Source organism: Sphingobacterium yanglingense, from assembly GCF_004363245.1.
In the GTDB taxonomy this organism is placed as follows: Bacteria; Bacteroidota; Bacteroidia; order Sphingobacteriales; family Sphingobacteriaceae; genus Sphingobacterium; species Sphingobacterium yanglingense.
Genome location: NZ_SNYV01000011.1, coordinates 1,091,576 through 1,104,184 on the forward strand (window position 1 = coordinate 1,091,576; position 12,609 = coordinate 1,104,184).

The window sequence follows — 12,609 nt, forward strand, 5'->3', positions numbered from 1 at the left end:
ATATAAATTTGTTAAAAATCGGGAGTAATTAAGGTAATAATACGGTTTCAACGTAGTGGTAAATACTGTCTTTTCGACGTTAAAGTTTAATTGACAACGCAGTTGTTGTTTTTCTGATCTTACAAGTAAAGACAAACGCAAAGCTAATTACGTGTTTGTCAATTCTTCTAATAAGTCATCAAGGCATATTGTTGCATACGTAGAAGCATGATCGGACATCGCATATGGAATTACTAAATGCCCGTTATGCACCATTTGTCCACAAGAATACACCACATTGGGAACATAACCTTCTCGCTCATCCGCATTGGGATACAATAGGGGTTCATTGAGCTTTCCCACTATTTTAGTGGGATTGTCCAGATCCAGCAATAGTGCTCCTAAAGTATATTCACGCATGGGCCCCACACTATGGGTCAGTACCAGCCATCCTTTGGAAGTTTCTATTGGAGACCCACAGTTGCCAAGCTGCACAAACTCCCAGGGAAATTCCGGTTCTTTAAGTAAAGTAACTTCCTGATGCCAATTAATGATATCCTCCGAGAAAGCAATAAAATTGCTTTCCCCATCCACTCTGCAGACCATCGCATATTTACCATTAATCTTTCTGGGAAAGAGCGCAGCGCCTTTGTTCGCAATTTTACCATTAATAGGCTGCACTTTGAAATGTACAAAATCTTTGGTTGACAGCAATTTGGGAAGAACCGTAAGTCCATCATAGGCCGTATAGGTTGCATAATATGTGCAGTGCCCACGTTCATTTATAAATCGAACAAAACGGGCGTCTTCAATCCCATTTTTTTCAGTATCTGAAATAGGAAATATAACCCTTTCGGAAAGCGCTGTATCCAGCGAATAGGTCATTTCATAATGCGACGAAGCCAACCAAGTCATATGCGTCATCAGGGTCTGTCCCTCTATATCTAGGTCATTCTCTTGCTGTATCTCCTTAACATAGCGAAGCAGTTCTTCATAAATAAAACTAGAGCTCAGCTTTGCATTGATCACCTCCAACATATCTTTTCCAGGGTCGTGTATCTGCAGCAGTTTGTCTATGAAATCAGCTTTTTGATAGCGATGGTTTTTGACCTGTTTAGGTTTCTCCAATAGTTTGCCTACTTCATCTACATGTATATTCAGGTCACTATCGATAATTGCTGATCGGAACACAATAGAAGAAACATGCCCCTCGCCAGTTGCCCTAAAGCTCAGAATCACTCTTTTCTCTCCATATCTAAGCTGCGTTTGATCGGGCGATTGGACGACCGAAGGATTGAAAAAAGCCGCTGCTTCTACCGAATATTCCATCGTAAAATATGCACCGATCAACAGCCTCTCCTGATGCGAATAATCCCGGTTGCGCAATTCCAGATCCAGTAGCCTCGCTTCGGTACGTTTAAAGTTTTGTTCCCAGATATCCAAAATACTACGATGTCGTTTAGAGAAATTACGAAGAAGCTGGTTCAGTACGTCGACCTTTCGCTGTTTAGTCGAGTTGAGTATACGATAGACAACCTTAGTCGTACGGTCGATGTTCAAGTTGAAATATCGCGCCAATACTCTTTTAGAATCGGGTTTAAAAAATATATTCTTACGGATTAGCTGCAAAGACATAATTACTTTTACTAATAACCATGCATTGGCACATTTTGTTTTCCTGTTGGATACTCTTTTTATTTTTTTAATTGAATTTGTCCGTCAGCCACTTAGACAGATCGTTAAGTATACCATTACAGGTTTTTATAATTATCTCCGCAGCATTTCCAATATATTTTCTCTTATATACTAAATGGTAAGATCTGAAAAAAAGAATATTTAGGAGCAACCTACTTTTTCTTTAATTTACGCATCTCTTGTTGCAGGTTAAACAGTTCGGGCAAAGCCTTAAAGGAAAAATAAGAGATATCTTCCCATGCGCCGTCCTGGACCAGTTGGGTATAGAATGCAATACTTTTATTGATATGCTCCTCACAGACCTCCAGATAGGCTCCTTCTTTTTTCGCATCATAACCTTCAAATCCCTTCTGCAACCGTCCGTATAACAACTCAAACTCGGCCTCCGCCAACTGTAGGTCCTTTCCCGAGCAGAGCGCGACTGCATCGGGTTGTGTAGCGGTATAATAAGATTTAATCCGACTGCACAGTTCCCTTATCTTTTTGTCTTTACTATGGTTATAAAAGAGCTCAGCCATCCCCAATCCTTCGGTACGCATAAATACGATATTCCGAATCACACTATTCTCCACCTCCTCATTTTGCGCCTCCGAGCGCGGTATAGGGACTATAAACAGAAAAAAGAGTACAAAAGCTTGAATATACATAATTAGCTGTGATCTACTCCCTTAGTAACAAACGATGTACCGTATTGTTCAGCTTAATTGTGCGACAGTGAAATCTCCGTATTTTATGAGCAAAAAATGACATAAACACCTATAATATAACAACTAACACGCACATAAGAGACCTAAGCTAGGGTATTTTCCCTAGCTCTCGCCGTATATATATCATTTTTGGTTGTGCGAATACCCGAACGTGCCAAATCAGATGCTTCTCGCATCTTTTTTGTAACAGATCTAGTACATCTAAAAATAGCTTCAACATGGAAAACAAAGATTTAAACTTACAGCTCAATGAATACCGCTCGGTATTGAAGAATCTTGCTTACAAGTTTACCAATGATCCAGAAGACATACAGGATCTGGTACAGGAGACCTTGCTACGCGCACTAAAGTACATTGATCAGTTTTTTCATAACCCCCGCGTGGTCTCTTGGTTGTTTGTTATTATGAAGAATATATACATCAACCATTACCGGCATAGTAAGCAGAAATACCGCTATGAAAACCACAAGGCAAATGAATATCAAGACCTGGGTTGTCATGAGCCATTTACCGAAAACACGGTCGAAAAGAGCCTTGCTCTAAAAGATGTAAAACAAGCACTGACACAACTCCCCAAAGAACACAAAGAGATGTTTGACCACTATATCAATGGGTATAAGTACAAAGAGCTATCGGATCTCTATGGCATACCTGAGGGTACAATAAAATCCAGGATTTTCCTCATTCGCAAGGCACTGCAAAAGCAGTTTCCTCAATATAGGTAACACCTAAATCACCTTAAATACGAGTGAAATGCGGCCTGGACAAAACCAACCCGTATTTCACTTGTTCAACTAACATATTAAACAGTATATATTATGAGAGCCATATGGACAGGAGCGATCGGTTTTGGTCTGGTCAACATACCCATTAAAATTTATAGTGCTACACAGAGCAGTTCATTAGACTTGGATATGTTGGATCGAAAAGATAAATCAAACATTAAATATAAACGTGTCAATGAAAGTACCGGTAAAGAAGTAAGCTGGGACAATATTGTAAAGGGCTACCTACTGAATGATCAGTACATCGTGTTGGAAAGTGCCGACTTTGAGGAGGCCAGTCCCGAAAAAAATAAAATGATAAACCTCCATTCTTTTGTTAAAATAGAAGAAATAGACAGCATTTACTTTGAGACCCCCTATTACCTAGAGCCAGCCAAAGGAGGTGAAAAAGCCTATGACCTTCTTTTGAAAGCTTTAACAAAAAGCAAGACCGCCGGGCTCGGTTCATTTGTGATGCGTAATGTAGAAAATCTTGCTTTAGTCAAGCCGCATGGCAACTACCTGCTTCTGAACAAGCTTCGCTTTGAAGAAGAAATCCGCAGGAGCGATGAACTCCGTCTGCCCCAGAATACAAAAATTAAAAAAGAAGAAATGGATATGGCCCTACAATTGGTAAAGCAACACTCCCAGCCTTTTGATATCTCGAAATACAAGAACGAATATACCGCCGAATTACTCAAGATCATCAAACAGAAAGCCAAAGGAAAGCATACCTCTATCCGTAAGATTAACGTAGAACACACCAAGTCCGGTGACCTATTAGCCAAGTTAAAAGCCAGCTTGGCCTAATTCTCACAATCTAGCGAGTGCCTGCTTAATGTTAACGGGCTTATCCCAAATTGAGGCCCACGGGTCTTTCTTATCTTTAACACGCTTTAGCATACTTCGGATATTGAAATCCTTAATTTCCAGACCGGCCTTCAATTCTTCCCAAAATAAGGGTGCACTCGCTGTAGCTCCTTCCTTTGGCCTTAATGAATAGGGAGCTGCTATGGTCTGTCCTCTCCTGTTTTGCAGGAAATCCAGATAAATCATCCCTCTCCGCTTTTTCGGATCTCGAACGATACTCGTCGTTTCCAGATGCCGTTCGTGGAGTATGGATGCCAGCAACTGCACAAAATCGCGCACAATTTCGTAGTCATACTTCGCCTTTACATACAGGTAGATATGTAATCCTGTCGATCCCGAAGTTTTCAGAAATGCGGGTACACCTATCTTATCCAATAGCTTTTTAGCATCTTGAGCAATACGGATTACTTCACCAAAGTCCGCGCCATTAGGATCAAGGTCTAATACCGCAAAATCAGGCTTTTCCGGCTTTTTATAAGTCGCCAACCAAGGATTTATTTCAATAGACCCCAGATTAGCGATATACAACAACGTCTGTTTGTTGTTACATACTATGTAATCGATTTCCTTCCCCGTACTTTCTGCATAGATAGGTACTGTTTTGATCCAACCGGGTATTTTATCAGGATCCACGTCCTTTTGAAAAAAACCATCTTGATCGATTCCATTCGGAAAGCGGTGCAGCGAAATAGGTTTATCCTTAAGATAAGGTAATATCCACTCGGCCATCTCCTCATAATAGGCAATCATTTGTCCCTTTACATAGTTATCCTTGGGCCAATAGACCTTATCCAGATTGGTCAGCTCTACTGTCTTGCCTCCAACCTTAAGCGTTTCTTCTTTTTTGTCTATACCCATAACTTCTTCCGTTTTAATCTCTTTTGCTTTTTTGTCGTCCCGTAGCATCTTGAATACAGGGTGCCGTAGATGGCCTTCCTTTGTCCATTCCGAATAGTACACCTCTGCAATCAATGTCGGTTTTAACCAGGTCACTTCTTTCTCTTTAGCCACCTTTGTCCCTCGGGCAAATGGCTTCCTTCCATTCTCCAACCGTTGCATCGCTGTATAGAGCGACTGCAGCAAAGCATCACTAAATCCCGTTCCACAGTTACCGATATAAACCAGTTGATCTTCCTTATAGAGGCCCAGCACCAATGCCCCGAAAAAGTCTCTGTTGCCCTGAGGTCTGGTGTAACCGCAAATGACAGCCTCCTGGCTATGCCTCAACTTGTATTTCACCCAACTTGTACTCCGCGTTCCTTCGAGGTAACGGCTATCCTTCTCTTTGGCCACTATCCCTTCCCAATTGTTATCTTCCGCAATCCGCTGTACATCCTCACTATCCCCCTTCAGTGACTCTACTTGCTGTATAACCTTCATCCCATGCATCCTTTTAAACAGCAGTTTTAGTAAATCCCTACGCTCTTCCAGCCGATAAGCGGTCACTGCCTCTTTCTCCAAGCGGAGTATATCAAATACATAATAATGTAACTCCAATGCACTAGGAATAGGCTCACCACTGGCAATCAGCTGAAAATGGGCGTTTTTATCCTTATCTTCAATAACAAGCTCTCCATCCAAACAGACTTCCCGGTCCAGTTTAGCTATTTCGTCTACCAAGGAAGGGAACAGATAGTTCATCAGCTTCCCATTACGGGAGTAAAGATAGGTGCCTTGCCTATCATGTACCGCCAGTATGCGGAATCCATCATATTTTTTCTCATACAACCATTCCGTTCCCGTAGGTAGCTTTTCAACCAGCTTTGTCAACATAGGTTTTGGAGGAAGACCGCTCTTGAATGCCAATCCAGCGCTTTTTACCGGTTCAGCCACGACATCTTCGCTATTATAGGGCTTATCCGTAGCATACTTATCTTGATGCTTAATCAGCAACCATGCTTTCTCATCGTCCCCGTTCATGCGTACTAAAGCGAATTCACCCCGCAAGATATGTCCCATTAGTCTAAACTTAATCGATCCCTTTTTCCAATTTTTCAAAAACCCCTTTTCATCATCCGTATCCGAAAACTCATAATACCCTGAATCGAAAATATGCACCGTTCCAGCCCCATAATTCCCCTTGGGGATATTACCTTCGAACGACGCATAGTCCACAGGATGATCCTCCACCTGCATTGCCAGACGTTTGTCTTTAGGATACAGGGAGGGGCCTTTCGGTACTGCCCAGCTTTTGAGAACGCCATCCAGCTCCAGCCTAAAATCGTAGTGTAACCGTGAGGCGTGATGGCGCTGTACCACAAAACGTAACTTGTGCTTACCTTGCTTTTTAGCTGGGCTCTTTCCTCGGGGTTCATCCGTCCTATCGAAATCTCTTTTTTTGGTGTATGCTGCTAATTTGGCCATATTCTCTTTCTTTCACTTCAGAACGCCTAAAAGGCTTATAAGGTTCAAAAGGGCGACCAACTTTTTATCCGACTAAGTTGAAAATCTTGAGAATTTTAAAAAAACGCGCCGGCATTAGCCGACGCGCTTCCCATTATAACAGCTATACTCGGAACCTAGGTTCCTTTTTCTTTATGCCGTTTTTCGAGCGGTCTATCCGTTGGATCATTGGGCATATCATTGAGTTGCTCCTCTTGGGCATCCACTCCTGCCTCTGCATCGCCGTCTTGTGTGACATCTACATCTTCAGAGACCTCCCCCTTGCTGCTCAAACGTACTTTTTTCGTCTTTTGCATCTTATTGCCTACTAATTTATTTTCCTCCTTCGTCGCCATGATACTTACATTTTATTGTTCCTGACAGTATCTATAGTCGGAGGTACCTGATTGTTTATCGGAGCGGTATCATCCAGTTTTAACTGCTGGGCTTGGCTCAGGTGAGACTTTAAAGTAGGCAACTTATCTGCTACCCATATCTTCAATGTTTCATCAGTCATTGCATTATTTCCATTGACGGCTTCATACAATGCGATCGAATTTTCATGCGAGGCCACCGCTGCATCTTTAAAAGCCTGATTATACCGATCCACTTCAGTTCCTTCCAACACCTCCAATTGCCCTTGATGTGTTTGATCTAAATCGGTAGATATTGTCCAGCCTTTAGCTTCAGCATACTGTCTCAGCTCATTCAAAATCTGCTGATGTTCGTCGACCAGCATACGTGAATAGGCTTTGATGCTTTCATTTGATGATCGTTGCCCTGCTTGTTGCGCCAGTGCTACTTCATATTGATTGGCCATAACGGCTTTATTAACAAAATCCTGCTCCGGATTTTGCTGTCCGAAAGACATAACTGTTATAATCCCTAGAATTACAACGGCCCAGTTTAAATACTTTTTCATGGAGTTACTTTTTATAAATGTTAAACTTCAATTACTTAATTTACAGTCTCGAACACACTAACAAAACATTCGTTGCTATAAATTATTTTTCGAGTATTTATACGTCCCCCTCCTGTACTTTACACCTTTTGCTTGTTTTTCATACGTTAAAAATAGACGGGATGACCTGAAATACAACAACAGATGAAAGAATTTTTCGTTTCCAATCAACGGCTCAAAGATCGTATATACCTTAGCACTCTTCTTTTAAACCTTTATCCCTCAAAGGTTTTTTGGGAAACGAATCAGTTCAATCAACGTCTTAGCAACTGGAGTTGCCGATAGAGGGTTCTGCCCCGTTATGAGGTTCTCATCCAACACTACATGGGCCAGAAATGGAAGCGTAGCATGGCTAAAGTCTACACCACTTTCCATCAACCTAGTTTCGAGCTCATACGGAATTTTATCTTTTCGCAGGACGAAAGACTCTTCCATATTTGTAAATGCCGTAAGACGCCTCCCTTTGAGATAACCAGGTCTACAGTACTCCATGGCAAGCAAGGCCGCTGGCCCATGGCATACTGCCGCTATCGGCTTTCCCTGATCAGCAAATTCGCACAATACCCGTCCCATTTGTGGATGCCTGGCCAAATCCCACAGCGGGCCATGTCCGCCTACGACAAATACCGCATCAAAAGCACAAGCCTTTATATTTTCTAGTGGCAGTGTATTTGCAAAGCGCCCCAGGGCCACCTCATCTGCCAAAAAACGTCTGTTGGAAGCCGTAATATGTTCAGTCAGTTTACTCATAGGATCTATAGGAGGCGCTCCGCCCAATGGGCTACACATCGTCACCGTAAAGCCAGCGTCCGCTAATTCGTAATAAGGGGCTGTCATCTCTCCAAACCAAACTCCTGTTTTCTCGTCACTATTATCCAGTCTATCGTGCGAGGTTAATACGAGGAGCACTGCGTTTCTCTTTTCCATTTTTTCTAAATTTGATGATCGTTTACGGACAAAAGCGGAACCTTGTCTATAAACAATTGCTCCGTTTTTTTATTAACATTAAATAACTGACTACATCATCGGCATTATAGGCGTAGGCGGGATAAGACTGTCAATACTGTCTTTTGTCGATATCACCGAAGTATCGATCGGACTGTCATAGTTATTATCTGGCATACGCTCACGTCTATCCGTTCCGTTGGTATTATTTCTATTTCCACAGGCTGCTGTTCCAAAAACAATAAGCATTGTTGTTAGACTGAATAAGATTCGTTTCATAGCTATCTTCGTTTATAATTTTTCTTATTGAACAATGCAGTAGAGATAGCGTTGAAACAAAGAAAAATTAGGGTATTTTCCTCATGTCATCCGTATATGTATCCTTTTTCGGGCGACGAATACCCGAAGTACAGCCATTCTCAACACCTCGCATCCTTTTTGCAACGCATTCTGTACATCAAATAACTTCAACATGGAAAACAAAGTTTTAAACCTACAGCTTATCGAATACCGTTCGGTATTAAAAAGTCTAGCCTACAAGTTTACCAACGATCCAGAAGATATTCAGGATTTAGTACAAGAGACATTACTTCGGGCGTTAAAGTACGTGGATCAGTTTTTTCACAATCCGCGTGTTGTATCCTGGTTGTTTGTTATTATGAAGAATATATACATCAATAACTACAGGAATCGCAAGCATAGATACCTATACGAGCACAACACCGCCAGTTCTTATCAGGATCTCGGCTGTCGGGAACCTTTCACAGAAAACACCGTCGAAAACAACCTAGCCTTAAAAGATGTACAAAAAGCACTCACAAAACTCCCCAAAGAATATAAGGAAATGTTTGATTACCACGTAGAAGGCTATAAGTACAAAGAACTCGCTCAGCACTATGGCATTCCTGAAGGCACTATAAAATCTAGAATATTTTTAATTCGGAAAAGTCTACAAAAGCAATTTCCTCAATATAGATAGCCATTTCAATAGATATCAATATGAGATACACTATTAGGATTTAAAGACCTAAACACTGTTCATACTATACATAAAAACAGCAATACCATGGCACAACATATTCCTCAACAGATTACCGGCAAATCATTAGATTGCTTCGAAACAATAGACACAGCGTCTACTGTCGATGCTCAACAATTGTTCGATAAAATCAAAACCAAGATACTACAGGTAAACAATTGGCATCAGATTACGGGTAAGGCCTCTGCTGAATTTGCAGTCATGGATGAGCACGGTCTAGATCTGAAGCGTTCTGTCCAAAAAGGCGACTATATACGCATTGACATCCCTGGCCCGGGCCTTCCCTCTGCCAATGGCTATGACTGGGTGCAGGTCGAAGCCATACGTGAAGAATTCAAAGAAGGTACCCGGCGTTTCAGTCTCACCCTAAGGCCCAGTCCAGACCCAAGTGGCGACAATACCGATACGGCCCATTTTTTTAAACAGATATCGAGTTCATCCATCCTATTAGAACAAAAAGAAAACCACCTTGCGTTACATTATGCAGGTCGCAACGAAGTAGTCAATACTAGCAACAGTGCTATCCTGGACAATTTAAGGAATTTTATGGTAGGCTTAGGTGCTAAGATGGGGGCTTCCTTTCCCCAATGGAGAGCATTGATCGAAGGATTAGCAAATCTATATCCCCAAAAAACAATTAAATAAAATGAAAACACAAAAACACAACGATTTATCCAAGGATAAAGCCAAAGACAAGCAAAGTCCCCCCAAAAAAACAGACGTGGAGAGCGGCACTGGAAAACGGCCGGAGAAGGATACCAATCCACTTCCACCCAATCCCAACAAAGTCGATAATCATGAGGACTAGGAAAGAGGCCAAATTTGACTACGGGTCATAAATACAGCAGTAAATAGGTACCCAGAATTCATTATACGGCCGAACGCGTTCCTTTTCTAGGAGCGCGTTTAAGTTTTAGTGTAGACATACAATAACCAATGTTCCTTCTATGAGATGATTAAGCGAACCATTATTGATTTCAGCTGTTCAGAAAGAAAGCGGATTTTTAAATTACCTCCATTTTAAGCAAGCACCCACCCCAATACTTGAAATCTTTAATAAAAAACAGAAATACGATCATTCCTAAGAAACATTATTCATCCCCCCTTAAACATGAACAACAAAACCCCTAACAAAAAGACTGAAATGATCGATAAGAACCTTATCGATAACAACAGCAAAGGGATGACCACCAATGATGGTGTGTATATCCACGATAACAACAATACGCTGAAAGCGGGCGAACGTGGCCCCTCCCTGTTAGAAGATTTTATATATCAGGACAAGCTAGCTCATTTTGATAGGGAGCGGATTCCGGAACGTGTCGTGCATGCCAGAGGCTCAGGCGCTCATGGCGTATTTGAAGTTACTGCAGATATATCAGCCTATTCAAAAGCACATTTTTTGAAAATGGGAACCAAAACCCCTGTATTTACACGTTTTTCTACGGTAGCGGGGTTCAAGGGTTCTACCGACCTTGCTCGGGATGTCCGAGGTTTTTCTGTCAAGTTCTATACCGAAGAGGGCAATTATGATTTAGTGGGTAATAATATACCTGTGTTTTTCATACAGGATGCAATGAATTTTCCGGATGTGGTACATGCTGTTAAGCCCGAACCAAACAATGAAATGCCACAAGCAGCTTCGGCCCACGATACTTTCTGGGATTTCATTTCACTGATGCCCGAAGCTGCACACATGTCCCTATGGATTATGTCAGACCGTGCTATTCCTCGATCTTTTAGGATGATGGAAGGTTTTGGCGTACATACGTTCAGACTCATAAATAAAGAAGGCAAATCGACATTTGTAAAATTCCATTGGAAGCCACGGCTCGGTGTACATCAAGTGGCCTGGCAAGAAGCCCAAAAGATTTCGGGATATGACGCTGACTTTCATCGGAGAGATCTTTGGGAAGCAATCGACAAAGGTAATTTTCCACAATGGGACTTGGGCGTACAACTGATTCCGGAAGAAGATGAACAGAAATATTCTTTTGATATCCTAGATCCTACCAAATTAATCCCTGAGGAATTGGTACCCGTCCAGATAATAGGTACTATGACATTAAATAGAAATCCCGAAAATTTCTTCGCCGAGACCGAGCAGGTCGCTTTCGACCCCGGTCGCCTTGTACCAGGGATAGACTTTAGCAATGATCCCTTGCTACAGGGGCGGATGTTTTCATATGCAGATACACAAAATTATCGATTAGGTGGTCCCAACTTTCATGAACTCCCCATCAATAGACCCCTCGCAGGAAAATCTAACAATCAAAAAGATGGCTTTGGAAGACAGGATATACTCAAGGGCAAGGTCTCCTATTTTCCAAACAGCTTAGGTGGTGGTTGCCCTTATCATGCCTTATTAAATGGCGAAAAAGGATTTGAATCCCATAATGAAAAAATAGATGCAAAAAAAATAAGAGGTCGTAGTATCTCATTTGCCGATCATTTTACTCAAGCTAGGTTATTCTTTCAATCGCAAACAGCCCCCGAACAGAAACATATCATCAATGCGTTCAGTTTCGAACTATCGAAGGTAAACGAAGTAGCTGTAAGACAGCGCGAATTAGCAATATTGTATCAAATAGATCCCGCACTTGCAAATGCTGTAGGGAAGAATCTGGGGCTAGATCCCTCCAAGAGCTTGGACGAATTGACATTGCAATTTGCGCGGCACAATCATCCCGACTACCCCATTAAGGCACCCCAACCCGAAGTGACCTTTTCGGCGGCGCTAAGTATGGCCACAAAGCCAGGCCAAGGTACTATCCGTACACGCAAAGTCGCATTTTTAGTTGCCAATGGTGTGAGCAAAAGTAGTGTGGATAACTTAAAAATAGCGCTGGAAAAAGAGGGGGCTGAGGCTGTGTTAATCAGCACTACAGTGGGGCTATTGACCTATCAAGAAGGAGGCCAGGAGGATATACAACATAGTTACCTTACAGAAGCATCGGTTTGTTATGATGCTATTTATACCCCCGGGGGCGATTCTGTTCATTTATTGGCGCAGGAACCAGACTACGTGCAATTCATAAACGAAGGATTCAGGCACTGTAAAGCGATTGCATTTGCAAAGCAGGCCGAAAATCTGATAAAGCTCACGATGATTACCAACAAAAGAATAGACAAAGGTATAGTATTGGAATCTCAAGGCGATTTGGTCGATAGTTTTATAAACGTTTTAAAGGGCCACAGGTTATGGGAACGTGAAGAGGAACGGAAAGTAGCCGTTTAGATTTAACCCCCTTTAGTCAGGTGACCTAG

13 protein-coding genes are annotated in these 12,609 nt (G+C 41.9%); 6 read left to right on the plus strand and 7 right to left on the minus strand.

The window, feature by feature from the left end; genetic code table 11:
* Positions 1-147: 147 nt before the first annotated feature.
* Positions 148-1,614 carry a glycoside hydrolase family 130 protein gene (locus tag CLV99_RS06990; RefSeq protein ID WP_133583754.1) on the minus strand — a complete coding sequence of 489 codons (1,467 nt, stop codon included), beginning with the start codon at positions 1,612-1,614 and terminating at the stop codon, positions 148-150.
* A gap of 212 nt (positions 1,615-1,826) precedes the next feature.
* The gene (locus CLV99_RS06995; protein WP_133583755.1) at positions 1,827-2,321 is read right to left on the minus strand and encodes a hypothetical protein; all 495 of its coding nucleotides are present in this window, start codon (positions 2,319-2,321) and stop codon (positions 1,827-1,829) included.
* Between the two features lie 278 nt (positions 2,322-2,599).
* Here CLV99_RS06995 and CLV99_RS07000 point away from each other — a divergent pair, with 278 nt between their 5' ends.
* Both CLV99_RS07000 and ku read left to right on the plus strand, forming a co-directional pair.
* Positions 2,600-3,106 (plus strand): RNA polymerase sigma factor, encoded by a 507-nt coding sequence (locus CLV99_RS07000; protein WP_133583756.1) that lies wholly within the window; start codon positions 2,600-2,602, stop codon positions 3,104-3,106.
* Between the two features lie 93 nt (positions 3,107-3,199).
* Positions 3,200-3,955 (plus strand): non-homologous end joining protein Ku, encoded by a 756-nt coding sequence (gene ku, locus CLV99_RS07005; RefSeq protein ID WP_133583757.1) that lies wholly within the window; start codon positions 3,200-3,202, stop codon positions 3,953-3,955.
* Between the two features lie 3 nt (positions 3,956-3,958).
* On the opposite strand, the gene ligD is transcribed toward ku, so the two are convergent.
* From ligD to CLV99_RS07030, 5 genes are all read right to left on the minus strand, one after another.
* A complete protein-coding gene (ligD, locus tag CLV99_RS07010) occupies positions 3,959-6,379 on the minus strand; it encodes a DNA ligase D (protein ID WP_133583758.1) in 2,421 nt (806 codons plus the stop codon).
* Between the two features lie 155 nt (positions 6,380-6,534).
* On the minus strand, positions 6,535-6,753 hold the full coding sequence (locus tag CLV99_RS07015; RefSeq protein WP_133583759.1) for a hypothetical protein: 219 nt from the start codon (positions 6,751-6,753) through the stop codon (positions 6,535-6,537).
* 5 nt (positions 6,754-6,758) lie between these two features.
* Positions 6,759-7,319, minus strand: coding sequence for a DUF4142 domain-containing protein (locus tag CLV99_RS07020; RefSeq protein WP_133583760.1), 561 nt, complete (start codon positions 7,317-7,319; stop codon positions 6,759-6,761).
* A gap of 261 nt (positions 7,320-7,580) precedes the next feature.
* Positions 7,581-8,285: a type 1 glutamine amidotransferase domain-containing protein gene (locus CLV99_RS07025; protein ID WP_133583761.1), complete on the minus strand. Its 705-nt coding sequence runs from the start codon at positions 8,283-8,285 to the stop codon at positions 7,581-7,583.
* Positions 8,286-8,375: 90 nt separating this feature from the next.
* A complete protein-coding gene (locus CLV99_RS07030; protein ID WP_133583762.1) occupies positions 8,376-8,582 on the minus strand; it encodes a hypothetical protein in 207 nt (68 codons plus the stop codon).
* Between the two features lie 193 nt (positions 8,583-8,775).
* Between CLV99_RS07030 and CLV99_RS07035 the strand changes: the two genes are divergently transcribed.
* From CLV99_RS07035 to CLV99_RS07045, 4 genes are all read left to right on the plus strand, one after another.
* The gene (locus CLV99_RS07035) at positions 8,776-9,282 is read left to right on the plus strand and encodes an RNA polymerase sigma factor (RefSeq protein WP_133583763.1); all 507 of its coding nucleotides are present in this window, start codon (positions 8,776-8,778) and stop codon (positions 9,280-9,282) included.
* Between the two features lie 87 nt (positions 9,283-9,369).
* Complete coding sequence (locus CLV99_RS07040; protein ID WP_133583764.1) at positions 9,370-9,987, plus strand: hypothetical protein; 618 nt, start codon at positions 9,370-9,372, stop codon at positions 9,985-9,987.
* A 1-nt stretch (position 9,988) separates the two neighbouring features.
* Positions 9,989-10,150 (plus strand): hypothetical protein, encoded by a 162-nt coding sequence (locus CLV99_RS23165; protein WP_162850044.1) that lies wholly within the window; start codon positions 9,989-9,991, stop codon positions 10,148-10,150.
* Positions 10,151-10,453: 303 nt separating this feature from the next.
* Positions 10,454-12,580 (plus strand): catalase, encoded by a 2,127-nt coding sequence (locus tag CLV99_RS07045; protein WP_133583765.1) that lies wholly within the window; start codon positions 10,454-10,456, stop codon positions 12,578-12,580.
* Positions 12,581-12,609: the final 29 nt, after the last annotated feature.

Bases quoted from the DNA above. Each gene is read 5' to 3' on its own strand.
- CLV99_RS06990 (WP_133583754.1), bottom strand. From the start codon at position 1,614: ATGTCTTTGCAGCTAATCCGTAAGAATATATTTTTTAAACCCGATTCT.
- CLV99_RS06995 (WP_133583755.1), bottom strand. From the start codon at position 2,321: ATGTATATTCAAGCTTTTGTACTCTTTTTTCTGTTTATAGTCCCTATA.
- CLV99_RS07000 (WP_133583756.1), top strand. From the start codon at position 2,600: ATGGAAAACAAAGATTTAAACTTACAGCTCAATGAATACCGCTCGGTA.
- ku (WP_133583757.1), top strand. From the start codon at position 3,200: ATGAGAGCCATATGGACAGGAGCGATCGGTTTTGGTCTGGTCAACATA.
- ligD (WP_133583758.1), bottom strand. From the start codon at position 6,379: ATGGCCAAATTAGCAGCATACACCAAAAAAAGAGATTTCGATAGGACG.
- CLV99_RS07015 (WP_133583759.1), bottom strand. From the start codon at position 6,753: ATGGCGACGAAGGAGGAAAATAAATTAGTAGGCAATAAGATGCAAAAG.
- CLV99_RS07020 (WP_133583760.1), bottom strand. From the start codon at position 7,319: ATGAAAAAGTATTTAAACTGGGCCGTTGTAATTCTAGGGATTATAACA.
- CLV99_RS07025 (WP_133583761.1), bottom strand. From the start codon at position 8,285: ATGGAAAAGAGAAACGCAGTGCTCCTCGTATTAACCTCGCACGATAGA.
- CLV99_RS07030 (WP_133583762.1), bottom strand. From the start codon at position 8,582: ATGAAACGAATCTTATTCAGTCTAACAACAATGCTTATTGTTTTTGGA.
- CLV99_RS07035 (WP_133583763.1), top strand. From the start codon at position 8,776: ATGGAAAACAAAGTTTTAAACCTACAGCTTATCGAATACCGTTCGGTA.
- CLV99_RS07040 (WP_133583764.1), top strand. From the start codon at position 9,370: ATGGCACAACATATTCCTCAACAGATTACCGGCAAATCATTAGATTGC.
- CLV99_RS23165 (WP_162850044.1), top strand. From the start codon at position 9,989: ATGAAAACACAAAAACACAACGATTTATCCAAGGATAAAGCCAAAGAC.
- CLV99_RS07045 (WP_133583765.1), top strand. From the start codon at position 10,454: ATGAACAACAAAACCCCTAACAAAAAGACTGAAATGATCGATAAGAAC.